This window comes from Microbacterium sp. 1154 (genome assembly GCF_031455375.1).
Taxonomy (GTDB): Bacteria; Actinomycetota; Actinomycetes; order Actinomycetales; family Microbacteriaceae; genus Microbacterium.
The window spans coordinates 110,129-135,918 of the sequence record NZ_JAVDSN010000003.1; the positions used below are offsets into that span (position 1 = coordinate 110,129).

Sequence of the window (25,790 nt, forward strand, 5' to 3'; positions counted from 1 at the left end):
GTCAACGGGGCCGTCGGAGGGAATGTCCGCGGGCTGGTCTTGTTACACTTCTCTAGCCGGGCCGCAGTAACCCCGGGCTCCATCTTCTGCCGCTATGAGCGGCCATGCGCCGAGAGGCGTTCTGCGGTCCGGCACTTATCTTTTCCCGCTCAGGTCAGCGCGTCACGGCGCCAGAGAGCGGCGGATGCCGACAAGTCTTCGGCGTAGGTAGCCAGGCGCAGTGCCCTCGTCGTCAGCGCTGAGGCCCGCTCCGACTCGGTGTTCTCGTAATCGTCGGCCAGGTGCGTCGATCCCGCCGCCTGCACGCGGCAGAAGGCCGCAGCACGGTCGAGCGCGACGGCGAAGTCCCCCTCGAACAGCCCGCGGAGGATGGTGTCGATCAGCTGCACCAGCTCTTCGGGGCCCGCGGGAGCCGGAGCACCGGCGACCACGGCATCCACCGTCGCGATCTCGACACGGCCGCGTTCGTACAGCAGGGCCGCCGTCGCCGCGTCGTCGTGGATCATCAGCTGCAGCAGGTAGAGGCGCCAGAGCGCACCGGGCAGCGACCGGGCGGGCGATCGCGACCACAGCTCGGCGATGTCATCGATGCCGTGGTCGTCGGTGAAGGCCACGAGACGCTCGACCACATCGATGCTCGGGTCGGCACGCACCCGCGACAGCAGCGCCTGGGCCGTACTGTGGGCGACGCGTGACACCTCGGCCGGATCCTCCGCGGCGAACAGGCGATCGAACAACTCGGCGGGGCGCCGAACCGGCTTGTGGAACTCGCGGGGGGAATCGCTCATCCATCCAGGCTAGAGCGTCGGTCCGCGCCCCCGGGCCGCCGGCACAGACGCGCGAGCGACCGAGGGAAGCGAACGCTCAGGCGGTAGCGACGGCGACGACGGGAGCGGTGCTCGGCGTGCCGTCGGGCGAGCCACCGGCCGGTTCGATCGTCACAGCGATGATGTCGCCCGCGTGCATCTCGCCCTTCAGCACTGCCGTGGCTTTGCCGGCCTCGTCGGGCTCGAAGGTCCCGGCCGCGATCGGGGTGTCGCCGCGCACGAACCAGAGCTCGTACGTCTTGTCGGCGGCGAGGGCCGGCATGCCGTCGGTGACGAGGACGCTCTGTCCGGTCGAGGGCGACCAGTGCGCGGTCGCGACCGTTCCGTCGGGGAGGGTGGTCGACGCGGACTGGGCGTCGGGGGCCTGCTCGATCGACCTCAAGGCGACGACGGAGGCCGGCGGCGAGACCAACTGGCTGACGGAGACCGCACCGAACCCCAAGATGAGGACGGCCGCGAGGGAGGCCGCGAGGGTGAACCACCGGCGGGGTCCCCACACGGACGCCGGAGTCGCCCCGGCCGACACCAGCTCGCGCTCCGGCTCGACCGACGCGACGCCCGCGGCGGCGAAGTCCTCGTCGCCGGCGGAGGATGAGGCCTCGGGGCCGGCGACGACGACGGGCTCCTGCGGCAGTTCGGAGATGCGCGCGAACAGCGATGCCCGCACGGACGGCGGGGGCTCGACGGGTTCGACGGAGGCGCTGATCGCGGCGACGGCATCGGCGGCACCGCTGACGTGGTGGTCCCAATGCGGATTGCCCGCCAAAGCCTCCTGGTACGCGCGTTCATCTGCCTCGGATAGCGCGTTGAGCGCATGTCCGACGGCGAGGTCGGCGAAATCCCTCTCGTTCACTTGTCCACCCCCATCTCCATTCTCAAGCGCGACAATCCGTCACGCATTCGTGTCTTGACCGTACCGAGCGGCGCCCCGACCAGGGTCGCGATCTCACTTTGGCTGTACCCGCCGAAATATGCGAGCGTGAGTGCTTCCTTCTGGGCTTCGGGAAGCGCCGCCAGTGCATCGACGACGCGCCGCCCTTCCATCTTCAGTTCGACTTTCTCGGACACGGCGTCGTAAGCGACGTCCATATCCCGGAAACCCGCGCGCACGTCTCGATCGACACTCGACTGCGATGACCGCACGCGGTCCACCGCCCGACGGTGAGCGATCGTGAGAACCCACGACCTTCCCTGTCCTCTGTTCGGAGTGAAGCGCCCAGCGGATTGCCAGATCTCGAGGAAGACTTCTTGCAGCACTTCCTCGCTCTGCGAGCGGTCGACGAGCACACGCAGGATCAGACCGAAGGCGCGAGCCGACAGGGAGTCGTACAGCTCCGCGAAGGCCGCCCGGTCTCCGCCCGCCACGCGCTGTAGGAGTCCTCCGACGTGGTCGGCGTTGTCCACCCCGTCGTCGGGAAGGTCGAAGCCGTCGATCACCATGGCATCCATCATTGCTTACCTCTCACGCGCGCCTACGCGTGTGCGCGCGCGTGGCGGAAGAGCTAGGGACAAACCGTTATCTAGCCGGTGTGCGGCGCGACCCCTCCACCGGGACGGATCGAAAATATTCGGGAGAATGTTTACACGCCGCTGAACAGGTCTTTTTATTGCCCTTGTGGACTTTCTGCCCCCGTCTTCGCAATATTTCGCAATCCGATCCCGAGGGGGTCCCGAAGACCCTGTGTAAGCCGCTCCACGGCGAACCGCCCCTCGCACCGGGGTGTCCCAAACGGGTCGCAGACGCGATCCGGATGATTTCGGAGGAATGTCATGCTCACCAACAAGAAGCCCGTTGTCGCTGGTCTCGCCCTCGTTCTGGGCTCGGCCTTTGCTCTCACCGCATGTTCGGGCGGCACCACCTCGGGTGGCTCGACCACCGAAGAGAGCTCGATGCCCTCGTCGTCGGCATCGCCGTCGATGTCGTCCAGCGCCATGGACCCCGCCGCCAACCTCGTCGGCCCCGGCTGCGCTGACTACGCCGCCGCCGTTCCCTCGGGCTCGGGCTCGGTCGCCGGTATGGCTGCTGACCCGGTGGCCACCGCCGCCTCGAACAACCCGCTGCTCAAGACGCTCACCGCGGCCGTCAGCGGTCAGCTCAACCCCGACGTCAACCTGGTCGACACGCTGAACGGTTCCGAGTTCACCGTCTTCGCTCCGGTCGACGACGCGTTCGCCAAGATCCCGGCCGCCACCATCGACGGCCTGAAGACCGACTCCGCCACGCTGACCAAGATCCTCACGTACCACGTGATCCCCGGCCAGCTGACCCCCAGCGAGATCGACGGCACGCACGCCACGGTCGAGGGCCAGGATGTCACCGTCGCCGGTTCGGGTGACGCGATCACCGTCAACGGTTCCACCAACGTCATCTGCGGTGGCGTCCAGACCGCCAACGCGACCGTGTACCTCATCGACTCGGTGCTGATGCCCCCCACCATGTAATTCTCGGACGCGCGTTCATCCGCGCTTCCGACCGGTCGATGATCGACCGATCCAGACGGCGAGCGCCGGACCCCAGGCGAGGGGGTTCGGCGCTCGCTTTCGTGGTGCCGGGGGGGGCTCAGGAGCCTCCGACGGTCCTGATGATCTCGTCCTGAACGAGACGCGCGGCGATCGGCCCGGCATTCATGAACCACGGATCGAAATCGACGGCGGTCGTTCGCTGATCCTCGACCGCCCCGAGCGTCGGCCAGAGCGGAGCCTGCTCGATGAACGCCCGCCCCTGCTCCGTGCCGCCGTAGTAAACGCGGTCGGCGTCGGCGAGGTCGATCTGCTCGGCGCTGATCTCCTTGGACGTGTCGTCGAACTGCTGCGATGCGGGGCGGCCCAGCCCGAGGTCCTCGGCGATGCCCCCCGCGAACGACGGGAGACCCATGATGCGCGTTCGGTCGCCGGTCGACTGGAGGAACGACACCGTGGGCTCGCCAGCCGGGTGGGTCTGCGCAAAGGCCGCACTCTCCGTCTGCAGCTCGTCGAGCACTCCCCGCGCGGCACCCTCGTCTCCGAGGGCCTCGGCGATGAGGAGCAGGTCGCTCTTCCAGTTGACGCCGTTCCCCTTGGTCACCACGGTGGGCGCGATGGCGGAGAGCGCGTCGTAGAGCTGCGCGCCCCGCGTCGAATTGATGAGGATCAGGTCGGGAGCGGCCTGCGCGATCGTCTCCAGATCGGGCTCGGTCCGCTCGCCGATGTCGGTCATGGCGTCCAGCGCCGCGGTCTTGTCGGGAAGCGCCTCGCGCAGGTACTGCGGCACGAGGCCGCTGTTCTCGGCGCGGGTCGCGGCGACGGGGACCTGCCCCAGCGAGAGGAGAGCGTCGAGCTGGCCCGTGGAGACGACGGCGATGCGCTGCGGCTTCGACGCGATCTCCGTCGTTCCGGCGAAGTGGGTCACCTCGCGGGGAAAGACCCCATCCGCTTCGGGCGAGCCCATTCCCGGTTCGAGGTCGCGCGAGACGATCCACTGACCGGTCGCGCCCGCCTCGGCGTCGACGGTCGAGGGCGCGGCCGCGGTACCGGAGCATCCGGTGAGGACCAGCGCGGTGACGACGAACCCGGCGGCGAGCAGGCGTCGAGGACGGAAAGGGGCACGGGAGGACGCGAAACGAAGAACAGTCACCAAGTGAGGTTATCCTTACCTTTGTGCTCGACGTCCACCCGCCCGCCACCCCGGGCGTGGCTCACCTCGCGCGGCGCCGACGTTCTTCGCCTGCGCGGGCCCTCGTGTTCACCCTGGCCGTGGGCGGCATCCTGGCCCTTCTGATCCTCGCGAGCCTCGCCGTGGGTTCTCGCGCTCTCGCGCCCGGTGACGTGTTGGCCGCCCTCTTCACAGATCGACGGGATGCCACGGGCGTCATCGTCCACGAACTTCGTCTGCCCCGAACGCTCACGGCGATCTTCACCGGCGCCTGTCTCGGCATCGCGGGCGTGCTCATGCGGGCGGCGACGCGGAACCCCCTGGCCGACCCGGGCCTGCTCGGCGTGAATGCGGGCGCGGCGCTGGGCGTGGTCGTCGCCATCGGATTCTTCGGCGTCGCCACCGCGAGCGGCTACGTCTGGTTCGCGTTCGTCGGCGCCGCCGGAGCGTCGCTGCTCGTCCACGCGGCCGCCCGCGGCGACCGCCGCGACGACGCGATCGGCCTCGTCCTGGCGGGCGTCGCGTTGAGCGCCTGTCTCGGTGCGGTCGTCCGGATCATCACTCTGGTCGACGACGACACGTTCGAGTCGTTCCGCTTCTGGGCCGTCGGGTCGTTCGAGCGTCGTGACCCCACGGTGGCCGTGCAGCTGCTGCCGTTCGCGGCGGTAGGGATCGTGCTGGCCCTTCTCGTCTCGCGCGGTCTCGATCAGCTGCAGCTCGGAAGCGACCTGGCCCGATCGCTGGGCGTCTCTCCGCCACTTGTGATGCTCGGCGCCGGCGCTGCGATCACCCTGCTCTGCGCCGCCGCGACCTCGGCTGCCGGTCCCCTCGCCTTCATCGGGCTGCTCGTGGCGCACGCCGTGCGCGGGGCGGTCGGTACTTCGGTGCGCGTCTCGCTCCCCCTCGCGGCCGTCACGGGCGCCGCCCTAACCCTGGCGAGCGACGTGCTGGGACGCGTGATCGCTCTTCCGGGTGAGGTCGAGGCCGGAATCGTTGCCGCCTTCCTCGGTGCCCCGCTGTTGTTGTGGCTCATCCTGCGAAAGACGAAGACACCGTGAGCCTGGGAACGCCCCTGCGCACGTCCGCTCGATCACGGAGGCGTCGCCGGTACGCCCTGGTTCTCGTGACCACCCTGGTCGTGGCTTCGATCGCCGCCGTGGTGGGCCTCACGACGGGCTCCTTTCACGCGTCGCTGGAGCAAGTGGCATCCGCTCTCACCGGTGAGAGCGACGGACGCACCACCGTCGTGGTGGTGGGGCTGCGGGTACCGCGGGTGCTCGCCGCGCTCGCGATCGGCGCGGCGCTGGGACTGGCCGGCGCCGTATTCCAGACCCTTGCCCGCAACCCGCTCGCGAGCCCCGACATCATCGGATTCAGCGCCGGCTCCGCCACGGGAGCCCTCGTGGGCCTCACGCTGCTCGCTCCGACGGCGTCTCCCGCGGCGGGCGCGTGGATGGGCGGGCTGCTCACCGTCGTCGTGGTCATGGCCATCGCCCGGAGCGTCGGCGTCTCTCGGGAGCGGACCATCCTCGCGGGGATCGCCCTGTCGACCCTGCTGTCAGCTGTCAACGACTACCTGCTCACCCGCGCTCCCCTCGAGATCGCACGGAACGCGACGCAGTGGCTGCACGGGAGCCTCGCGGCCACCTCGTTCGACGATGTGGGGCTGTTGCTCGTGACGATCGGCATCCTGTCGCTCGTTCTGGTGATCATGTACCGGGATTTCCGCGCTCTCGAACTGGGCGATGACACCGCGGTCGCGCTCGGCGTACGCACCGGTCGGGTCCGCCTGCTGCTGATCGTGGTCGCCGCGCTGTTGACGGGCACCGCGACGGCTGTCGCCGGACCCATCGGCTTCATCGCCCTCGCGGCACCCCAGCTCGCCCGACGCACGATGGGAACGAGCGGGATTCCCCTCGTCGGCTCCGCCGTGACGGGCGCGGCAGTGCTGCTGGTCGCCGACGTGATCGCCCAGCGAGCGCTGGCTCCGCTGCAGATCCCGGTGGGGCTGTTGACCGCCGTCGTCGGCGGCGCGTACCTCTTCTGGATCGTGTCGCGCCGACGGAGGTGAACACGAGCGCCCCCGCGAGGCCGGTAGGCTGGTCGTCGAGGGCCTCTAGCTCAGTCGGTAGAGCATCGGACTTTTAATCCGCGGGTCGTGGGTTCGAGCCCCACGGGGCCCACCACGTCAGCGACACTCGAAACTCGCCTAGAGCGATGTACGAGTGCTCCTGCCTCAGTAGTCGCATCCCCGCCCCCGTTCCTTGGGGCGGTTGTCGTCGAGATCTCAGAACGCCGACGGGCGCTAGGGGGGATTCCCCCACCGGGTGCTCGCCGCCATAGTCTGACGAGATGGCCGACCCCCTCGCCGACTTTCTCTCCGGCGACCCGCAGCGCATCTGGCAGGCCTCGTGGGACATCATCGGGACGCGGGACAAGAACGTCCTGGAGCATCTCCGTCCCGCGCTTCCCGCCATCGAACGGGCTACGGCGAACATCGAACTCGGCGGGATGATCTTCTCGAACAGAGACGCCCTGGTCCACGCCCTCGACAAAGTGCAGAACTACCGCGCATGGAAGTGCTGGTGCGACGACTACCGGCGTCTCCTCGCCTTCGACCCGACGAGGGAAGAGGAACGCGGTCACGTGAGAATGCTCACTCAGGATCGTTCGGGGTGGCCGGTGACCTACGAGTGCGAGTGCACCATCTGCGGAAGAGGATTCCGCGTCGATGAAGGCGAGCATCACTCGCGATGGTGGCAATGGACGCCGCGCTAGCTCCCACAGAGGGTCTCGCAGGGAAGTTGCGGTCGCGACTGTTTCGCGCCGATCCTCTTCGGGCGAGAAGTCAGTCTTGATCGAACCGCACGTCGACCATCTTGTGCGTCCACGCGAGCACGTCGGGCGTCACACCAGCGGCGAGCGCCTCGTGCACGTACTGCTCCCACTTCACCCGGAGTTCCTGTGCCGAACTCGGCGGCATCTCCATCGAGGCTTCGATGGCCTGCTGCCAGGTCGAGGCGGAGACGTTCAACGCGGCGATGATCTTCGGAGCCATCTCTTCGTTCGCGCGGGCCGTGCGCTCGTCCAGCGCCCCCAGAGCGTCGAGGACGTACGCGTCGAGAAGCCGGAGGAGGGGCTTACCGGCATATCGCACGGCGAGGTCGGTCGTCATATCCATCTCCCGGTCGGGGGCGAGCGGCATCCACTTCACGCTAACCTCGTGGGGCCCCGCCCGACAGCCCGATGCACCACGACGCGTGAGATCAATTGACGCGCCGATGCCGGCACCGATGACCGGCCACGAGTTGCGCCCCCGGATAAACAGGCGCGCAAACGCAGAAGCGGGTGGAGACACATTCAACCGCCGTAGGTATCCCTCCCCGACTCGGCACAGTCAGCCAGCGTGAGGTTCATCCAGTCGACGGACCCGCCGAAGCCCCTGTTGGCCCAGAACATGACGGCCTCACCGAACGTCAGCTGCAGGACACCGTCGCCCGTTACCTGCCATGTGGCGTCGCCACTATAGAGACCCTCCGAACGGGTTATGCAAGTGTCGGAATCACCCACCTCACCCTGCGGCACATTCCACACCTCAGCCGTGCCGTCTTTTCTCAGTACAAACTTCGACAAGGTCGGGTCGGTCGGATCCTGAAATCCACGAGGCACGTCCGGATCAGTCATTATCCAGGTCGCGGGAAGCGGAACCTGGTCCGGTACCGATCTGTCATCCAACGCACAGGACGTCAAGGCCGCCACCACGGCGGTGCAGCCGATCGCTATTGATACGGACCTCGTGATGCCGGTGAGACTCATGTGCGGGATTCCCCGTTTGGAGTGATGAAGCGCGGGTGGGAATCCCGACGGGACTCACACCGATCAGTGACGCGACCGCCACCTACCGCGAGGTGCCGGTCCCGCATGGATCCTCGAGCCACCTCCCGCTCGGGCCCAACCAATCGAAGCCCGCCGGCTTCGGATCTGCTCGCTCGAGGTCGAAGGTCACACGCAAGCCGTCGAGGTTCTTCGCACTGCTGCCGGTATAGACGAAGATCGCGCTGACACCGTTCGTCACCACGGCAGGGTCCGGCTCTTGCCAAGCCGCCCCTTCAGGGGGCTGCTGGATGCTGAACCGTTGCCCCCTTTCCAGGTCGAAAACCCCACCCGCCACGAATGAAGACATCCCGGATGGTTCAGCACCGGTCGCCTCTATCCGCACCTGCAGGGAGGCGTATCGACGAGTTTTCTCGCCACACCACACGAAGTCGAGGGTCTGGTCGCTCGCCTTCACCCACAAGGGGTCATCGTTTGGCACCGACCACAGAGGAGCACATCCGGCAACGAGCGCAAGACACGCCGTCGCGACAACGGCCACGCTCGCCGCACGGAGAAGGTTCGCGCGCCTACCTCGTTCGAACATGTCCGCCCTCCACGACCGTCACTCGACCTCACCGATCAGAACGAGCGGATGGACCACCGATGCCGGCGAAGTCCTCGAGGCGGTGCACGAGTGCGTTCGTCCGGGCGCGGCCGTAGGGGAACATGCTCGTCACGCCGGATCGGGTGGGCTGGGCCTCGATGACGCTGCCATCCCGCAGCCACAATGCGAGCTGCGGTTCGAAGAAGAACCCGCCGAGGATGTCCAGGCGCGCCACGCGCACCACGTCGGACGGCTGAACGATACGCAATGTCGTGTCGACGGTCGCGGCCGTCAGCGTTCCATCGCCCAGCCACAGCCAGCCTCGAGAGGGCTTCACGGGAGGTCCGTTGGCCGCACCCGCCGGCTGTGAGCTCTGCGAGACGGTCACGCCCGCGAGGAGCACGGCCGCCTCGCTCGAGTGAGGAAGCCGTTCACCTAGGGCGGCGCGGACGGGGCGGAGAGAGATTCCCTGAATGCAGAGCACGTACGCGACGAATGCCACGCTGCCGATGAGCCAGAACCATTGCGGAGTCGACGGCTCCCGCCGGAACAACGGAAGGAAGGTCATCAGCATGCCGAGGGTCAGCCCGCACAGCACGATCCCGACCGACGAGACCGCGCGAAACCGGAACTCGGGCGGCACCGTCGACAGGCGCACACGAGCAACATCGGTGAGGCGCCCTCCGTTTTCCGACGCACTGACCATGAGTCCCCCAGCCCCCAGTCCTGTGTGGAGCGTAACCCACCCGCCCGCGCGATCGTGGGCCCCGCCGGGATGACGGGGCCCACAATCGAGGAGTCAGTTCACCCGCGACCAAGGCCGCAGCACCATCAGCCCCGCACCGACCGTTACGGCATGTGCAGCGTTCTTCTGCCCTGAGCATCCACCAGCCCGGATCGGGCCTGAGTGTCGTAGGCCTCTCGAACGGGTACGGCGATGCCCCAGCGTGTCCATTCACGAACGCTGGTCGTCGTGTCGTCGAAAGCGTTCCACGTTTCATCCCCCACGTGTTCGGGCAGGGGAACGTGAATGCGAAAGACACCCGGAACGGGTGCTGAGCTGGAGAACTCGATCTCTACGCCGCGCTTGAGCGGGCGCAGGTATCGCAGGGTCAGTTCCTTCAGGTACCCGCATTCGAACTCGTCGCGAAGCGGACCGAGAAAATCGAGTCGGCTCATCCGGCTACCCGGCGAACCCATGCGGGGCTCGCGTAAGGGCTGACGCAGTATGCGGTGGTGATGCCGCGGGGTGTCATGCGCGACCTCGTCCGACCCTGGTTGACGTCGTCAAAGAGCCGCCTTGCGGATGCACCCTAGAGCGACGACGAGCTTGTGAGGCCCTCTCAGATACGGCCGGCGTTGTGGGTGTCACGCGAGTAGCTGAGGATGAAGTATCCGATCAGCGGGAACAGCCAGAGTAGGACGATCGAGAAGAGAGCGCCGTGGCCGAATGCTCGCCCCAGCCGTAGGGCGACGATGACGGCGAACACGATGTTGACGATGGGGACGAGGTAGAGCAGCGTCCACCACGCGGACAGACCCGCGGCGCGGACGATGAAGAACGCGGCGACGACGGGAATCAGCGCCGTCCATGCGGGTTGCCCGGCTTTTCTCAAGAGTGGCCAGACCGCAGCGACGAACAGGATGTACCCGATAACACCGCCGATTGCACCGCCGACGGTCGACCCGGAGTTATCCGTGGTTTGCATGTTCGCAAGAAGAGGCGCGGCCTCGAGAAAAGTAAGCATGGCGTGAGTCTAGGGACGAAGCTCCCACCGCGGTGGCGGAGGCACACGCACCGATTCAGCGTCAGCTGTCGTGGGCCCTGCCCCAAGGACGGGGCCCACGACCAAGCGATCAGCTCACCCGCGACCGACGCCGCAGCGCCACCAGCCCCGCACCCGCCGCGATCAACGCGAACGCGCCCAGGCCGAGGCCCCAGGGCAGCTCAGCGCCGGTACGGGCGAGGGTTCCGGCTGCGACCACCTGCACGCCGAGGCGCGAGAGAGTGGAGCCGTCGGCCCGCGAGATTACGAGCGTGTGCGCGCCCATCGCGAAGTCGGCGGGAACCGTCACGCGAAAGGTGACCGCGCCGCGAGCATCCGCGGCCGGGATGCCGGTGATCGTCAGCGGCTGGCTGTTGAGCACTGCGCTGATCTGCTCGCCCGCCGCGAGCCCCGTCACCGAGACCGTGAACGACCCACCCTGCTCGACGCGCGTCGAGCTCGCCGTTGCCGTCGGGCCCGCGGACGGGCTCTGCGATGCCGCAGGCTGGCCGGGCACGGAGGCGCTCGGCGAGGGAGAGACCGCCGGGTCCGGCGAGGTCGACGGGTCGGGAGACGGCTCCGGCGAAGGAGTCACCTCGGTCACCAGGGTTCCCTTCGTGAACAGGGTGCCGACCTCGGTGGCATCCAGCGCCCGTCCGTAGACCCGCACCTCGTCGAGGTCCCCGCCGTAGAGACTGTCCGCCCCGTACTGCGACTTGGCCAGCAGGCCGCCGATGCCGCCGGTCGCCTCGAGGTCGGAGGCGTCGAAGATCGTGGCGATCTCGGCGACCTTCGCGCCGTTGACGTACGTGGTCAGGGTCTTCTTGCCCGTGAGCACGAGGGTGACCTGCGCCCACGTACCGATGGGCAGGGCGGCCGCGCCGGACTTGTTCTCGGTGAAGCCCGACTTGATCGCGGCGGCCACCCCTCCGCAGTCCGCGCTGGTGAAGAGGTAGTTCGTCGTGCTCGATCCGAGCGACAGCGGCCACTCGCAGGCGGCCGCGCCGTCCCACTTCATCCATGTCGACACGGTGAGATCGCGCGTGCCGTCGGGCAGCACGTCTCCCGCGATCGTCGCGTAGGCCGCGTTCGAGCCCGCGCGGCCGCCCGGGAACGACAGGGCGGAGTCCCCGGCCGCATCCCGGGCGCCCGGCGCGGTCGTGGCACCCGCGCCGCGGATCGTCGCGTCGTGCCCGTTCCCCGAGACGTCGGTCACGCGGGAGCCGTCGGTCGTGGCATCCAGTCCGTCGAAGCTGTAGCGCAGCAGCAGATCGGCCTCGGCCGTCACCACCGTCAGCGTCAGCGTCGCCGTGCGGCCGTCGCTCGTCGTGGCCGTGATGGTCGACGTGCCGGCCGACACCGCGGTCACCCGACCGGACCCGTCGATCGTCGCCACCGCGGGGGTGCTCGAGGTCCAGGTCACCCTCTGGTCGGCGTTGGCGGGAGCGACCGCGGCGGTGAGCGAGGTGCTCGCCCCGACGGCGAGGGCGCCCGAGTCGTAGCCGATCGACAGAGAAGTGGATGCCACCGGGCTGCCCACCGCGGTCACGGTGGCGATCGCGGGGGTCACGGAGCCGTCGTTCAGCGCGCCGCGGATCTGCACGCTGTCGCCGGGGGTCTTCAGGGCCGAGAGGTCCTGCGGCTCCCAGGTGACGCCGACGTCGATCGCGCCGGCGGACCGGTCGGCCTTGACCGTCGCGGGCAACGCCACCGAGCTGGTACCCGGGGCCACCTCGTACGACAGCGGTTCGACGGAGGTCACGAGCTGCTCGGGGTTGTACGTCGCGATGAGGCGATCGCGTTCCTCTCGGGTGATGCCGAAGGCGACGCCGTGCCGCGGGGAGGGCGGCAGCGAGTACTTCGCGGGAACCTTCCAGTCGACCTTCCCCTCTTCGAGCGACTCCGTGTAAAGCGGGATGTAGCCACCGCCGCCGTACCAATCGACGAGCACGTAGTTGCGGTCGCCGTTGATGTCGCCGGGATTGGATCGGAAGGCCGAGGGCCCCTCGGTCTCGGGAAGCCCCGCGTTCGCCGAGAGGCACGTGTCGAACTTCGTCCACTCGCCCGACGACGACGGGGCACGCAGGTCGGTGCCCTTCTCCGCCACGATGTCGGGACGGCAGGCGGTCTGCTCGGTGCCCTTCGTGAAGCGATAGTAGACGCCGTCGCGCTCCATGATCGTCGTGTCGATCAGTCCCGCGTTGGTCGCGCGGAGGCCGGGGATGTCGCCGGACTTGATGTACGGCACCGCGGGAGTGAAGTTCACGAAGTCGCGGGTCGTCGCCATGAGGATCTGCGGCCCGTTGCCGTCTTCCTGCGTGTGCGCGTCGTCGAGGAAAAGGCGCGACGACCAGTACACGACGTAGGCGTCGATGGTCGGGTCGTAGTGGGCCTCGGGCGCCCACGTCATGCCCGCGCTCGGCGGTGACACCTCGATGTGACGCTGCTCACCCCAGTTGACGAGGTCGGTCGACTCCCAGATCTCGAGGTAGCGGCTGCCGTTGTCGGTCGGGAAGCCCTTCCGCGCCGCGGAGAGGTCGGTGGCGATGAGGAAGAAGCGGTCGCCCTCCTTCGAACGCAGCACGAACGGGTCACGCAGACCCATGTCGCCCTTCGTCGACTCCAGGACGGGGTTGGCGTTGTTCAACGTGCGCCAGTTGAGCGCGTCGTTGCCCTCCGAGACGGCGAAGCGGATCTTCTCGCCGTCGATGCTGTTGTCGCGGAAGTACACGAACATGTACGCCTCGTCGTCTTCGCGGGTGTGCTCGGACGCTGCGAGCACGGTGACGGGCAGCTCGACGGTGCGGGTCGCCTCCCCCAGGCGGAGGGTCGCGGTGAGCGTCACCGCCGTGTCGGCGGTGCCGCGCGTGACGCGGCCCTTCGCCACGACGTCGGGCGAGACGCCCGAGTCGGTGTCGGTGATGACCGCGGTGTCGGACGACGACCACGAAATTTCGACCTCACCGGCCTGTGCCGACGAGAAGGTGCGCTTCAGATCGGCGCCGGTCGCGGGAAGGGTGATCGAACCGCGCACGTCGCCGGAGAGCCCGGCCTGCGAGGGCAGGGCGTCGGCGACCTGGCGGACGGCCTCATCCTGCTCCGTCGCGGAGAGTGCGCGCACGGTCACCGCGATGGCCGGGGCGACGCGCGTCTGGCCGCCGAGGGTGAAGGTCGGCGTCAGTTGGACCGTCGCGTCTCCGGCGCTGGCGGAGGGACGCGTGACGGTGCCGTCGGCGGCCACCACCTCGGCGTTGCTCGTCGCCCACGAGATCGAGGAGCCGGCCGCCGTGAAGGCCGGGAGCTGCAGATCCCGGTCGACGCTCGAGGTGTCGCCGAGCGACACGGAGTCGGATGCCAGGACGGCGCGGTAGCCGTCTGCTCCGGCGCTGCGGATGTCGTCGGCCGACAGCGCGCTGTTCCAGATGCGGACGTCGTCGATCGCTCCGACGTAGAAGGGGTCGTCCCAGAACGAGCGCCCGAGGTAGCCGCCGACACCGTTCTGACCGAGAGCGGCGTCGATGGTCTGCGTGATGCCGGTGAGATCGGCATCCGCCCCGTCGAGCTGCCCATTGACGTAGTAGCTCAGGCGCTGCCCGGGCTGGAAGACCAGCGTGACGTTGGCCCACTGCCCCACCGGGAGGGCAGCTCCGCCGTTCCCGACGCGTCGCTCCCCCGATCCGTCCGACACCGCCCCATAGGTGCCATTGCAGCTCGTCGAGGCCAGGACGTTCTTCGTCGTCGAGCGGCCGAGGCCGAACGCGAGCTGGCACGCACCGTTGCCCGCGCCCTCCCACTTCGTCCAGAGGCTGACGGTCAGCGCGGTGTCGGTGGAGGCGACGATGTCGTTCGGCAGCGACACGTACGACGCGACCGCGTCGGCGTCGTTGCGGCCGCCCGACAGGTGGATGGCCTTGTCGCTCGCGGCTCCCGTGACGCCGGGGACGATCGTGATCCCGCCGTTCACGACGGATCCGTCGGCCCGAGGCGAGCGGGTGCCGGTGTCGGGAATCGCGGTGCCGGCGCCGAGCGTCCCGCTGAGGGTGTCGAAGGTGTAGTGCAAGCCGGGTTCGGGCACGTTCGCGGCGAGCGCCGCGGGGGTCGTGACGAACGTCGACGCGGCGACCGCGGCGACGGCGCCGGCGGCGAGAAGACGATGGACGCGCATGGGGGCAGGACGCTCCGTTCGGTGCGGGGACGGGCAGGCGATGCGGCGCCCGTCGCCGAGAACGAAAGACCGGCAACCCTGCTGCTCTTCCGAGTCGGCGCCTGTTAGCGCTCACACTCACGAGCAAGCTACAAGTGCCGTGCGACGAGGTCAAGCAACAATGCGGTCATGAGTGAAGGTTCACATTCCGCTTGCGCCTTCCGCCTCGCATTGTTTAGTGTCGGTCGCGACCCAGGCCGGAAACCGCAATCCCGGCCAGGACCGCCACGACGACGTGCGGTCTCGGTCGCCGGACCGGCGACCCGGACGCGACGCTTCGCCGTTCGCCCGAAAGGCTCCCCGCATGCGTTCACGTCGCCCTGCCGCTCTCGCCCTCGCCGCCGCTCTGGTCGGCGCGGGGCTCGTCACCGGCATCGCTCCGGCACAGGCCGCCGTCCCCGCGGCCGCCCTCCTGTACGACTTCGACGGCATCGACACCGGCTCTCTCGCCGCCGGGGCTCAGATCCCGGATGCCGCCGGAGCCCATGCCGGAACCCTGCGCGGCGCCGGCGCGAGTGTCGTCGAGGGCCCGCGCGGCGGATCCGACCGCGCGCTCTCGCTGCCGGGCGGGACGTCGACGTCGGGGGCGGCCTTCGTCGAGATCGCGCCCGGCCTGACCGACACCTCGACGGGCGACGTCACGATCTCGGCGTGGGTCCGCTGGTCGGGCGGGCAGGATTGCGCGTGGGCGTACAGCCTCGGCAGCTCGAACGACCGGTACCTCTTCGCGACACCGCGCTGCGGGGGGAACCTGATCGGCGCCGTGAAATCCGGCACCGAGCAGAGGGCGACCGGAAACGGGCCCGCGTCGTCGACGCGGTGGAGCCACATCGCCGTCGCCCTGCAGTCGGGGCAGCGCGTCACCACCTACGTCGACGGCGAGGCCGTGGCCTCCACCGCGACGACCGCCACGGGCGCCGCCACCGTCGGGTCTTCGGTGTTCTCGGGGCTCGTCGGCAAGTCGCTGTACCCGGGCGACCCGTTCTTCGCCGGCGCCGTCGACGACGTCCGCGTCGATCGCGCGGCACTCGACGCGGAGCAGGTGCGAGCGATCGCGGCTCCCGCGGCAGACGCGATCGCGCGAGCCGATGCGGCCGCCGTCGACCTCGGCGACACCTCCGCCGTCACCGCCGACCTGACGCTCCCCCGCACCGGGGCCGGCGGCTCGTCGATCGCGTGGGCGTCGAGCGCGCCCACCGTCGTCTCCACCGACGGACGGGTGACCCGCCCCGCCCCCGGCTCACCCGACGCCACCGTCACGCTGACACCGACGGCGACCTTCGCGGGCACCTCGGCGGCCGGTGCGCCCGCACAGGTCACCGTGAAGGCGGACTCCGCCGCCGACCTCTCGGCTCGGTTGAGCGCGTCTCTCGTCGTGCCGCCGATCGTGGCATCCGAAACCTCTCTCCCGGCCGTCGCGGGCGTCGACCTGCGCTGGAGCGGCGACACCGTCGCGGACGGGGCGCTCGTGAACCCGGGCTCGGGCGACCGCACCTCCCAGGTCACCGCCTCCGCGACCTGGGGAGCCACCACGTTCTCGAAGACGTTCACCGTGACGGTGCTCGATCCCGCCACGGCGCAGAGCCTGGTCGCGTACACCCGCACGCCGACGAACGACCACGATGCGAACCAGGACACCGTCGCGCGGAGCATCCACCTCGCGGTGGGTTCGTCCGCCGACACCGCGCAGCCCCTGCAGGACAACTACGGCGTGGTCTTCGCGCGCGGCGAGCACGTGGGCCTCGACAACGTCGAGCAGCGCGGGATCGGCTCCCCCTCGCCGTTCTTCTTCGCCGACGGCCGGCTCGGATTCATCGCCACGCGCGTCGAGATGTCGGGGACACCGGATGCCACGGCCTCGAGCGGGGCGCTCGTGTTCCGCGCCGAAGACGACCGGGGTTCGCAGTTCGCGGAGCTCGGCACGATCGACCTGGGGACCACCGATGGAGTCGTCACTCCGCGCGCCGTGTGGGACTCGGGGCAGCAGCGCTACCTCGTGTCGTGGGCCGACCGCAACGGCCAGGCCCGGTACACCACCGTGACCGACCTCGCCCGCACCGAGCGAGTCGCCGACCTCTTCAATCCCGAGGACGACGGCACGCGCAGCCGCGTCGTCTCGACGGGCAACCGCGGAGACGTCATCGCCGGCTCCCCGCTCGGTGTCGCGGATCCGTCCTGGGGCTCGTTCGCGGGTCGCGTCGCGAATGCCGAGCCCGGCGGCATGCTGCCGGTCAACGGAACGATCGCCGCGGCCCTCACCCAGCGGTACGACCGCGTCGTGAACACCGCCGTCTCGGTCGCGCCAGTGACGATCACGGCCGGCGCCGGCGACGACCTCGACCGCACGCGCGCCAACCTCTCGTACAGCGACGGGTCGACCGCGACCCTGCCCGTCGACTGGAACGCCGACGAGCTCGCGGCGGCGCGCGCCGCCGCCCAGGGCACCGTCACGGTCACGGGCACCGTTCGGCAGAAGGACTACAGCGTCCCCTTCGCCGCCAACCGCGCCGACCCGACCATCTACCGGTACGAGCGCGACGGCCGCACGCAGTACCTCTTCATCGCGACCGATGACACGAACAACAACAACATCGCCTCACCCCACCTGCCCATCCGCGTCGCGGACACGCTCGACGGGCTGTCGGATGCCGCGGGCGGAGCCCAGCGCGAGGTCGACCTGTTGAACCGCTGGACGCGTCGCGACACCACCACCGACGGTCGAACCATCGCCGGTTGCTACTGGGCACCCGAGATCCACGAGATCGGCGGCACGCTGTCGATCCTGTTCTCGCCGTGCTTCAACTCGGGTGACTCGCAGGCCAACGACGGCGCCGACTGGCGCACGGTGCAGTCGTACATCATGCAGCTCCGCGACGGCGGGGATCCCGCGAACCCGTCGGACTGGTTGAAGCCGGCACCGGTCCTGCAGGCCGATGGGACAGCGCTCGGTCGCGAGGGCTATAGCAACATCAGCCTCGACATGACCTACTTCGAGGCGAACGGGCAGGCCTACTACACGTGGTCGCAGCGCTACACCTCCCCCGGTTTCGGCGACCCGCTCACGTGGATCGCGAAGGTCGACCCCGCCGATCCCACCCGGATCGTGGGCGAGGCGAAACCCGTGATCTCGCCGTCGCTCTCGTGGGAGCTGCGCCTGGCCGAAGGCTCGTTCGCGATGGAGCGCGATGGCAAGATCTTCCTCATCTACTCGAGCGACGGCGTGAGCCCCCGCTATGTCGTCGGCGGCGTCTGGGCCGACCTCGACAGCGATCTGATGGACATCGACAGCTGGCACAAGTACAACACCCCGCTCATGAAGAGCGTGCCGATGCCCGACGGCGTCTGGGATTACCTCACCTACCCGCAGGGCCCGGGTCACGGCGCGGTCACCACCGACGAGGACGGCAACGAGCTCTACGTGTTCCACACCTGGGGCGACGGCGTCGAAGGCAACGGCCGTGACACCCGCATCGGCCGCGTGCACTGGGCCGCCGGCGACCGACCCGTGCTCGACATGAGCAAGGACGAGCAGGTGCTCCCCGCCCTGCGCACGGTGACGATGAGTGTCACGATCGTCCCCGCCGATGGACCGTCACCCTCCCCCGAACCCACCGCGCAACCCTCTCCCGCGCCCAGCGACTCCGTGTCGGAGGCGACGGCCACGGCGAGCGCCACACGCGTCGCTCCGGGAGAGTCATTCACGGTCACCGCGACCGGGCTGAACGGCGGCGAGCAGATCTCCGCCGTCCTGCGGAGCACGCCTCTTCCGATCGCCGGGATCCCCACCGCCGACGCCTCGGGTCGCGTCGTCTTCCAAGTCACCGTCCCCGCCGGCTTCGACCTCGGCGCTCACACGCTCGAGGTCGTGCGGGGCGATGGCCGCGTCCTCGGCCGGCTCGCCATCGAGGTCGTGGCGCCGGGGTCGCTGGCGGAGACGGGTGTTGCTACGACGGGGGTTGCGGTTCTCCTCGGCTCGGCGGCTCTCCTCACCGGAGGGGCGGCGCTGGCGCTGCGTCGGAGACGTCACGCCCTTTCACGCCGCAGCTGAGCACAGGAACGGGCGCCGCGCGAGCCCCTCGGCCGCGCGGCGCCCGCGTGTGCTGTCACATACCGTCGGCGATCATCGCCCAGATGATCTGAACGTGACGGTCGGCGTTGAGGTCGGACATCTCGTTGTCGTAATTGAGGCCGTAGGGCCAGATGTGCGACCCACCGCAGTTGAGCACCGCACCGGCCCCGTCGAACTCGGCGAGCTTCGCGTTGGCGTTCGCGCCCGTCCACCGCCCGTTCTGGCACATCGCGTACCAGGCGTTGGCCGTGCCGTTGCCGACGGTGTGCGAGATCTCGTGCAGGGCCGTGCGCTCCTGCATGAAGCCGCGGTTTTCGCCGAAGCGGATGGTGCCGTCGATGCTCGCCTCGGCGGTGGGCACCCCGGGAACGTAATAGACGTTCAGGTGGCGATCGAAGTCGCTGAACTCGTTGTAGCGCGAGACCGCGGCATCCATCGCCGCTCGGATGCGGTTGTACGCGTCGGCTTGATCGGCCGTGGGGTTCGCCTCGGTGTAGAGGGTGTAGGTCATTCGACCCGCGGCCTCTGCCGGGGTCGACGTCACCGTCAGTGGGGCGACGACGGCGGCGAGCGCCGCTGCCGCGACGACGACGCGCTGGAAGAGGGGGCGGGATCGGGGGGATGCGTGCTGCATGGTCATTCTCCTTCGAATGGTCCGCGGCATCGGCGCCGCGTCCTGAGACGATAAGCGCAACGCACCACCGTGGAGAAGGAGCGCGTGAGGGTTCTCATCGACTTCTCATCGTGCGGCGGCGTGACGGGTGGAAATTACCGTCGTAACGCGAGGTATTCGGAACACATCACATCGAAGATGACGCATGTGAAGCCTCACATCAGGCGTGAAAACTCTCAGTCCAACAGCTCCACGCCGAACCCTGCGACCACATCCCGCACCTCGACGAGGTAGCGCTGCGCCTGCTCGGTCAGGGGGATGGACGTGCGACCGATCCAGCCGATCTCGATCCTCTCGTCGACGTCGAGCGGGACGGCCACGATCTCGGGGTCGAGATCGTCGCTGATGATGCCGGTCGAGATCGTGTACCCGTCGAGGCCGATCATGAGGTTGAAGATCGTCGCGCGGTCGGAGACCCGGATCTCCTGCCTGCTCGAGAGGGTCGAGAGGATCTCTTCCGCGAAGTAAAAGGAGTTGTTCGCGCCCTGGTCGAAGGTGAGACGCGGGAGGTCCGCCAGGTCGTCCAGCGTCGCGCGCTCGCGACCGGCGAGCGCATTGCGTCGAGAGACGAAGATGTGCGGCTCGGCGCGGAAGAGCGGGTGGAAGGCGAGCCCCGAGTCCCGTAGCAGCTTGTCGAGGACGTTCCGATTGAAGTCGTTGCGGAACAGGATGCCGAGTTCGCTGCGCAGCGTCCGGACGTCTTCGATGATGTCCCAGGTGCGCGTCTCGCGCAGCGAGAACTCGTACTCCGCGGCATCCGTCGCCTTCACCATCCGCACGAACGCGTCCACGACGAACGAGTAGTGCTGTGCCGAGACGCCGAGCAGGCGTCGTGAGGGCGGTCGCCCCAGGTAGCGCTGCTCCAGCAGTTCCGCCTGCTCCACCACCTGCCGGGCGTAGCCGAGGAACTCCACTCCGTCGACGGTCAGGGTGACGCCGCGCGCCGAACGGGTGAGCAGGTCTCTCCCCACCCGCGTCTCGAGGTCGCGCATCGCCGCCGACATCGTGGGCTGCGCGACGTAGAGCAGGTCGGCCGCGGCGCTGATCGACCCCTCAGCCGCCACCTCGATGAAGTACTGCAGCTGCTGCAGGGTGATGCCGCTCGCGCGTCTGGCCATAGACCCAGGCTATATCTCGGCATAGCTGGGCGGAATTACCCGATGACCTGCCGTCGGCGGGACGATGAGGACACGATCACCGCACGGCCGTCCCGGCCCCTTCCGATTGGCTCGACATGGCGAACGACATCACGTTCCGCATCTCCACCACGCGCTTCGACGAGGACTATGCGCCGTCGTCGAGCTCGCGGATCACCACGAACTTCGCAAACCTCGCCCGGGGCGAGCACCGCCAGCAGAACCTGCGCAACGCCCTCGCCATGATCGACCGCCGCTTCAACGAGCTCGCCGACGCCGACAACCCCTCGGGTGACCGCTACCGCGTCGAGCTCGACATCGTCTCGGCCGAGCTGCGGTTCGACGACGAGGGCGACGACCGCGAGTTCCCCCTCCTCGAGGTGCTCGACGTCCACATCGTCGACACCCAGACGGGCGAACGCCACCAGGGGATCGTCGGCAACAACTTCTCGTCGTACCTCCGCGACTACGACTTCAGCGTGCTCCTCCCCTCCGTCAACGACGGCGCCACCGCCTTCACGCTGCCCGAGGACTTCGGCATCCTGCACGGCAAGCTCTTCCAGCACTTCCTCGACTCCGAGGCCTACCGCGAGCGCTACACGCAGTCGCCGGTCGTGTGCATCAGCGTGTCGACGAGCCGGACGTACCACCGCACGGGGGTCGTCCACCCGGTGCTGGGTCACGAGTACGCGCAGGACTCGTTCTCGCTGACCGACGAGTACTTCGGCAAGATGGGCCTGCAGGTGCGCTACTTCATGCCGCGCGGCAGCGTCGCCCCGCTGGCGCTCTACTTCCGCGGCGATCTGCTCGCGGACTACACCGACCTGCAGCTGGCCGGCACGATCGCGACGATGGAGACGTTCCAGAAGATCTACCGCCCCGAGATCTACAACGCGCACGAGCCCGCCGCGGACGTCTACCGTCCCACGCTGGCCCACGAGGACTTCACTCGCACGAACATCGCGTACGACCGCGAAGAGCGCAGCCGCCTGGGCATCACGCAGGGCCGCTACACCGAGGAGCACTTCGTGAAGCCCCACCGCGCCGTGCTCGACGCGTGGCTCGTCTCCGACGCCCTCCCGACCCGATGACCTCCCCGAAGGCGACCACCGTGAACACCCTCGTCCCCACCTCCATCGTCGGAAGCCTCCCCAAGCCCGCCTGGCTCGCCAAGCCCGAGGTGCTGTGGTCGCCGTGGGAGCTCGAGGGCGACACGCTCGTCGAGGGCAAGCACGATGCCCTGCGCAGCGCGGCGAAAGAGCAGGAGCGCCGCGGACTCGACATCGTCAGCGACGGAGAGCAGACCCGTCAGCACTTCGTCACGACCTTCATCGAGCACCTCGAGGGCGTCGACTTCGAGAACCGTGAGACCGTGCGCATCCGCGACCGCTACGACGCGAGCGTGCCGACGGTGGTGGGTGCGGTCAGCCGGCGCCAGCCGGTCTTCGTCGAGGATGCCGCGTTCCTGCGTCAGCAGACGGACCGCCCGATCAAGTGGGCCCTCCCCGGCCCCATGACGATGATCGACACCCTCGCCGACCGTCACTACCGCAGCCGCGAGAAGCTCGCGTGGGAGTTCGCGACCATCCTCAACCAGGAGGCGCGCGAGCTCGAGGCCGCCGGGGTCGACGTCATCCAGTTCGACGAGCCCGCCTTCAACGTCTTCTTCGACGAGATGAAGGACTGGGGCGTGGCGACGCTCGAGCGGGCGGCCGAGGGACTGCGCGCCGAGACGGTCGTGCACATCTGCTACGGCTACGGCATCAAGGCGAACACCGACTGGAAGGCGACGCTCGGGGCCGAGTGGCGCCAGTACGAGGAGTCGTTCCCGCTGCTGCAGCGCTCGAGCATCGACACCGTATCGCTCGAGAGCCACAACTCGCACGTGCCGATCGACCTCATCGAGCTCATCCGCGGCAAGAATGTCATGCTCGGCGCGATCGACGTGGCCAGCCACGAGGTGGAGACCCCCGAAGAGGTGGCCGACACCCTGCGACGTGCCCTGCAGTTCGTGGATGCCGACAAGCTCGTCGCCAGCTCGAACTGCGGCATGGCGCCCCTTCCGCGCCAGGTGGCGTTCGACAAGCTCAGCGCCCTGTCGGCGGGCGCCGGCATCCTGCGCGACGAGCTCGCGGGCGTTCCCGCCTGAGGGCGGCGCGATCCGTGGCAGAGTCGACGGTGACCCCTTCACCGCCGAGGAGAACCATGCCCATCGCCGCCGATGATCCCCGCCTGACGTCCGCCTTCGCCGCGTCGTCCACCCGCTACGACGACGTGCCGTTCCTGCGCGCCGGGGCGAGCGGCATCCCTCTCCCCCGCATCTCGCTGGGTCTCTGGCAGAACTTCGGAAGCGGCCGCACGCTCGACTCGCAGCGCGAGATCCTCCGCCACGCCGTCGACCGGGGCGTCGTGCACATCGACCTCGCGAACAACTACGGCCCGCCCTACGGCGCGGCCGAGACGACCTTCGGAACGGTGCTCGACAGCGACCTGCGCTCCTACCGAGACGAGCTGTTCGTCTCGACCAAGGCCGGGTACGACATGTGGCCGGGGCCCTACGGCGACGGCGGATCGCGCAAGTACCTCGTGCGCTCGCTCGAGCAGAGCCTCACCCGCATGCGCACCGACTACGTCGACGTGTTCTACTCGCACCGGGTCGACACCGAGACGCCGATCGAAGAGACGGTCACCGCCCTCGCCGATATCGTACGCAGCGGCAAGGCGCTCTACGTCGGCATCTCGAACTACCCGGCGGAGCTCACGCGCCGCGCACACGAGCTGCTGGCCGCCGAGGGAGTGCGTCTGTTCATCCACCAACCGCGGTACTCGCTGTTCGACCGCACGCCCGAGGCGGAGCTCTTCCCGACGCTGCGCGAGCTCTCGGTCGGCAGTGCCGTCTTCTCGCCCCTCGCGCAGGGTCTGCTGACCGCGAAGTACCTCGACGGCACCGTGCCCGCCGACTCGCGAGCAGCCGACAGTCGCTTCCTCGACGAGTCCGCCCTCACCGAGGATTACCTCGAGCGCATCCGTGGCATCGACGGGGTCGCCCGCGAGGCGGGGCTGTCGATCCCGCAGCTGGCCGTGGCGTGGGTGCTGCGCGACCCGGTGGTCACGACCGCGATCATCGGGGCGTCGCGCCCGAGCCAGATCGACGACGCCGTCGAGGCGAGCAAGGCCACGTTGAGCGACGACGTGATCGCCGCCCTCGAACCCTTCGCCGCCCCCTCGGGCGGGTCGCTGCGCTGACCGACGCACAACCGCGGCGTCGGCGCAAGCGGCGCGGCGTCCGGCCCCTGATCGTGTGAGGTGAGAATCCACACGCGAATCGAGGAGGCGCTATGGGTGTCGCACGTTGGATCGGAACCGGAGCGGTCGGACTCGCCGGAGCCGTCCTGGCCCGGACGGCGATCGGCCGCGCAGCCGCCGCGGGAACGGTCGCCTACCGGGTCTGGAAGGACCCGAAGGTGCAGAAGATCCGCCGCAAGGTGCAGGCGAAGGTTCTCAAGCAGCGCTCGCAGCGCTGAGGAGCCCGGGCCCGGGTCGCGATCGTCGACCCGGGCCTTATGCGTGCGCGGGGGCCGGCTCCAGCGGCAGGGGCGAGACGGGCTTGGTGACCCCGAACGCGAAGGTCGTGTCGATCGACGACAGCGAAGGGATCGCGCGAAGGTGCTCGCGGAGGAGCCGCTCGTACTCCTCGAAGCTCGGCGTGACGATGCGCACGAGGTAGTCCCAGTCGCCGGCGAGCAGATGCGCTTCGACGATGTGCGGGATCGCGCGCAGGCGTTGCTCCACGGCATCCACGGTCGCCCCCTCGTGCGAAGCGAGACGCAGGCGGACGAAAGCCGTGATGGTGAGGTCGACCGCCTTCGGCGAGACCACCGCGCGGTAGCCCTCGATGACGCCCGCCTGTTCGAGCTGACGCACGCGTCGCAGACACGGCGACGGTGAGAGGCCGACGCGGTCGGCGAGTTCTTGGTTGGAGAGCCGCCCGTCGTTCTGCAACTCGCGCAGGATGAGTCGGTCGATGCGGTCGAGGGCGTCCATAGGGCAGATTCTGCCAATACGAAGACGTTTAGAGCAAGAATCGCAATCGCCTGCGTCGGCGATCTTCCTACGCTCGCAGGGTGACGACGTTCGCCCTTCCGCTCCCCCTCGCCCTGCCCCGCCGCACCGTCGTCGGCATCGCGGCCCTCACCGCCGTCGTCGCTCTCTGGTCGTCGTTCGCTCTCTCCACGCGCGCCCTCGAGGGCGCCGGACTCACCCTGGCGGATGCCGCGATCGTCCGCTTCGCCGTTCCCGCTGTCCTCCTGAGTCCGTGGGTCCCGCGAACGTTCCGCGCCCTGCGAACCGAACGCCCCGCCGTGCTCGCTCTCGTCCTGTTGGCGGGGCTCCCGCACTTCCTCCTGTTCGCCTGGGGCGCGCACCTCACCTCCGCGGCGCTCACCGGGCTGCTCGTTCCGGGCACCGTGCCCCTGTTCGTCGCGGGGCTGCTCTTTCTGTTCGCGCGCCGCACCGTGTCACGTCGACGTCTGCTCGCCCTCGCCGCGATCGTCGCGGGCGTCGCGGCCAGCGCGCTGTTCATCGGCGGACCGTCCGGGCCCGGCGGCATCGTCGTGCTGCTCGCCGCCGGCCTGGTCTGGGCGGCCTACACGCTCGGGGTCGCGCGCTCGCGCCTCGATCCGGTCGCGGTCATCGTCATCGTGTCGGTGACGTCCGTCGCATCCGCTCTGCTGCTGGCGGTCACGGGCGTCCTGCCCTCGGCCCTCCTCGCCGGTACAGCTGACCTGGGCACCGTGGGCGCCTATGCCCTCATCCAGGGGGTCGGGACCGGGCTGCTCTCGACGGCCTGTTACGTCGTGGCGGTCAAGAACCTCGGCAGCAGCCTGCCCGCCGCCGCCGGAGCCCTCAGCCCCGTTCTCACGGCCGTCGTCGCCGTCCCGCTCCTGGGCGAGACCCTCGGGCTGGGCCTCGGCCTCGCCCTGGCGCTCATCGTGACGGGTGTCGCGGTCTTCGCCCTGACCCCGGCGACCGCGCGCACCCCGGGCGCCGAGCTCTGACGGCATC

At 69.0% G+C, this 25,790-nt stretch carries 24 protein-coding genes and 1 tRNA gene; 11 read left to right on the forward strand and 14 right to left on the reverse strand.

Annotated features, from left to right (window positions below; all coding sequences use genetic code 11):
• Nucleotides 1–149: 149 nt before the first annotated feature.
• The 3 genes from J2X55_RS12240 to sigK all read right to left on the reverse strand — a co-directional run bounded on the left by J2X55_RS12240 (nucleotide 150) and on the right by sigK (nucleotide 2,279).
• Nucleotides 150–788 (reverse strand): DNA-directed RNA polymerase subunit beta, encoded by a 639-nt coding sequence (locus tag J2X55_RS12240; protein ID WP_115919088.1) that lies wholly within the window; start codon nucleotides 786–788, stop codon nucleotides 150–152.
• Between the two features lie 76 nt (nucleotides 789–864).
• The gene (locus J2X55_RS12245; RefSeq protein WP_115919090.1) at nucleotides 865–1,680 is read right to left on the reverse strand and encodes an anti-sigma factor domain-containing protein; all 816 of its coding nucleotides are present in this window, start codon (nucleotides 1,678–1,680) and stop codon (nucleotides 865–867) included.
• Entirely contained in the window at nucleotides 1,677–2,279 is a 603-nt protein-coding gene (gene sigK / locus J2X55_RS12250; RefSeq protein ID WP_181906497.1) for an ECF RNA polymerase sigma factor SigK, read from the reverse strand. Before sigK ends, J2X55_RS12245 begins: the two co-directional genes overlap by 4 nt.
• Nucleotides 2,280–2,597: 318 nt before the next feature.
• Between sigK and J2X55_RS12255 the strand changes: the two genes are divergently transcribed.
• On the forward strand, nucleotides 2,598–3,269 hold the full coding sequence (locus J2X55_RS12255; protein WP_115919094.1) for a fasciclin domain-containing protein: 672 nt from the start codon (nucleotides 2,598–2,600) through the stop codon (nucleotides 3,267–3,269).
• Nucleotides 3,270–3,387: 118 nt separating this feature from the next.
• Here the strand turns inward: J2X55_RS12255 and J2X55_RS12260 are convergent, their stop codons facing one another.
• Entirely contained in the window at nucleotides 3,388–4,440 is a 1,053-nt protein-coding gene (locus J2X55_RS12260; RefSeq protein WP_309823731.1) for an iron-siderophore ABC transporter substrate-binding protein, read from the reverse strand.
• A 23-nt stretch (nucleotides 4,441–4,463) separates the two neighbouring features.
• Between J2X55_RS12260 and J2X55_RS12265 the strand changes: the two genes are divergently transcribed.
• The 4 genes from J2X55_RS12265 to J2X55_RS12280 all read left to right on the forward strand — a co-directional run bounded on the left by J2X55_RS12265 (nucleotide 4,464) and on the right by J2X55_RS12280 (nucleotide 7,236).
• The gene (locus J2X55_RS12265; protein ID WP_309823732.1) at nucleotides 4,464–5,516 is read left to right on the forward strand and encodes an iron ABC transporter permease; all 1,053 of its coding nucleotides are present in this window, start codon (nucleotides 4,464–4,466) and stop codon (nucleotides 5,514–5,516) included.
• The gene (locus J2X55_RS12270; protein WP_309823733.1) at nucleotides 5,513–6,529 is read left to right on the forward strand and encodes an iron chelate uptake ABC transporter family permease subunit; all 1,017 of its coding nucleotides are present in this window, start codon (nucleotides 5,513–5,515) and stop codon (nucleotides 6,527–6,529) included. Before J2X55_RS12265 ends, J2X55_RS12270 begins: the two co-directional genes overlap by 4 nt.
• Nucleotides 6,530–6,568: 39 nt before the next feature.
• Nucleotides 6,569–6,644, forward strand: a tRNA-Lys gene (locus J2X55_RS12275).
• A 166-nt stretch (nucleotides 6,645–6,810) separates the two neighbouring features.
• Complete coding sequence (locus tag J2X55_RS12280; protein ID WP_309823735.1) at nucleotides 6,811–7,236, forward strand: hypothetical protein; 426 nt, start codon at nucleotides 6,811–6,813, stop codon at nucleotides 7,234–7,236.
• Between the two features lie 70 nt (nucleotides 7,237–7,306).
• Here J2X55_RS12280 and J2X55_RS12285 read toward each other — a convergent pair whose 3' ends face one another.
• The 7 genes from J2X55_RS12285 to J2X55_RS12315 all read right to left on the reverse strand — a co-directional run bounded on the left by J2X55_RS12285 (nucleotide 7,307) and on the right by J2X55_RS12315 (nucleotide 14,809).
• Nucleotides 7,307–7,663 carry a hypothetical protein gene (locus J2X55_RS12285; protein ID WP_309823737.1) on the reverse strand — a complete coding sequence of 119 codons (357 nt, stop codon included), beginning with the start codon at nucleotides 7,661–7,663 and terminating at the stop codon, nucleotides 7,307–7,309.
• A 155-nt stretch (nucleotides 7,664–7,818) separates the two neighbouring features.
• Complete coding sequence (locus J2X55_RS12290) at nucleotides 7,819–8,274, reverse strand: hypothetical protein (RefSeq protein WP_309823739.1); 456 nt, start codon at nucleotides 8,272–8,274, stop codon at nucleotides 7,819–7,821.
• Between the two features lie 82 nt (nucleotides 8,275–8,356).
• Nucleotides 8,357–8,773: a hypothetical protein gene (locus J2X55_RS12295; RefSeq protein WP_309823741.1), complete on the reverse strand. Its 417-nt coding sequence runs from the start codon at nucleotides 8,771–8,773 to the stop codon at nucleotides 8,357–8,359.
• A 133-nt stretch (nucleotides 8,774–8,906) separates the two neighbouring features.
• Nucleotides 8,907–9,536 (reverse strand): hypothetical protein, encoded by a 630-nt coding sequence (locus tag J2X55_RS12300; protein WP_309823743.1) that lies wholly within the window; start codon nucleotides 9,534–9,536, stop codon nucleotides 8,907–8,909.
• A gap of 191 nt (nucleotides 9,537–9,727) precedes the next feature.
• Entirely contained in the window at nucleotides 9,728–10,057 is a 330-nt protein-coding gene (locus tag J2X55_RS12305) for a hypothetical protein (RefSeq protein WP_309823745.1), read from the reverse strand.
• Nucleotides 10,058–10,221: 164 nt separating this feature from the next.
• Entirely contained in the window at nucleotides 10,222–10,587 is a 366-nt protein-coding gene (locus J2X55_RS12310; protein ID WP_309823746.1) for a DUF5684 domain-containing protein, read from the reverse strand.
• A 148-nt stretch (nucleotides 10,588–10,735) separates the two neighbouring features.
• Nucleotides 10,736–14,809: a LamG-like jellyroll fold domain-containing protein gene (locus J2X55_RS12315; RefSeq protein WP_309823748.1), complete on the reverse strand. Its 4,074-nt coding sequence runs from the start codon at nucleotides 14,807–14,809 to the stop codon at nucleotides 10,736–10,738.
• Between the two features lie 343 nt (nucleotides 14,810–15,152).
• Here J2X55_RS12315 and J2X55_RS12320 point away from each other — a divergent pair, with 343 nt between their 5' ends.
• On the forward strand, nucleotides 15,153–18,896 hold the full coding sequence (locus J2X55_RS12320; protein ID WP_309823749.1) for an immunoglobulin-like domain-containing protein: 3,744 nt from the start codon (nucleotides 15,153–15,155) through the stop codon (nucleotides 18,894–18,896).
• Between the two features lie 55 nt (nucleotides 18,897–18,951).
• On the opposite strand, the gene J2X55_RS12325 is transcribed toward J2X55_RS12320, so the two are convergent.
• Together J2X55_RS12325 and J2X55_RS12330 are read right to left on the reverse strand one after the other, a co-directional pair.
• Entirely contained in the window at nucleotides 18,952–19,551 is a 600-nt protein-coding gene (locus J2X55_RS12325; RefSeq protein ID WP_115919940.1) for a hypothetical protein, read from the reverse strand.
• Nucleotides 19,552–19,766: 215 nt separating this feature from the next.
• Nucleotides 19,767–20,708 (reverse strand): LysR family transcriptional regulator, encoded by a 942-nt coding sequence (locus tag J2X55_RS12330; RefSeq protein ID WP_115919108.1) that lies wholly within the window; start codon nucleotides 20,706–20,708, stop codon nucleotides 19,767–19,769.
• A gap of 116 nt (nucleotides 20,709–20,824) precedes the next feature.
• Here J2X55_RS12330 and J2X55_RS12335 point away from each other — a divergent pair, with 116 nt between their 5' ends.
• The 4 genes from J2X55_RS12335 (at nucleotide 20,825) to J2X55_RS12350 (ending at nucleotide 24,250) form a co-directional block, all read left to right on the forward strand.
• Complete coding sequence (locus tag J2X55_RS12335; RefSeq protein WP_309823752.1) at nucleotides 20,825–21,817, forward strand: putative oxygenase MesX; 993 nt, start codon at nucleotides 20,825–20,827, stop codon at nucleotides 21,815–21,817.
• A gap of 20 nt (nucleotides 21,818–21,837) precedes the next feature.
• A complete protein-coding gene (locus J2X55_RS12340; RefSeq protein ID WP_309823753.1) occupies nucleotides 21,838–22,875 on the forward strand; it encodes a methionine synthase in 1,038 nt (345 codons plus the stop codon).
• A 56-nt stretch (nucleotides 22,876–22,931) separates the two neighbouring features.
• Complete coding sequence (locus J2X55_RS12345; RefSeq protein ID WP_309823755.1) at nucleotides 22,932–23,972, forward strand: aldo/keto reductase; 1,041 nt, start codon at nucleotides 22,932–22,934, stop codon at nucleotides 23,970–23,972.
• Nucleotides 23,973–24,064: 92 nt separating this feature from the next.
• On the forward strand, nucleotides 24,065–24,250 hold the full coding sequence (locus J2X55_RS12350) for a hypothetical protein (protein ID WP_150958653.1): 186 nt from the start codon (nucleotides 24,065–24,067) through the stop codon (nucleotides 24,248–24,250).
• Nucleotides 24,251–24,287: 37 nt separating this feature from the next.
• Here J2X55_RS12350 and J2X55_RS12355 read toward each other — a convergent pair whose 3' ends face one another.
• Nucleotides 24,288–24,770 carry an Lrp/AsnC family transcriptional regulator gene (locus tag J2X55_RS12355; protein WP_115919116.1) on the reverse strand — a complete coding sequence of 161 codons (483 nt, stop codon included), beginning with the start codon at nucleotides 24,768–24,770 and terminating at the stop codon, nucleotides 24,288–24,290.
• A gap of 80 nt (nucleotides 24,771–24,850) precedes the next feature.
• On the opposite strand from J2X55_RS12355, the gene J2X55_RS12360 reads away from it, so the two are divergent.
• The gene (locus tag J2X55_RS12360; protein ID WP_309823756.1) at nucleotides 24,851–25,783 is read left to right on the forward strand and encodes a DMT family transporter; all 933 of its coding nucleotides are present in this window, start codon (nucleotides 24,851–24,853) and stop codon (nucleotides 25,781–25,783) included.
• The last annotated feature ends 7 nt before the right edge of the window (nucleotides 25,784–25,790 follow it).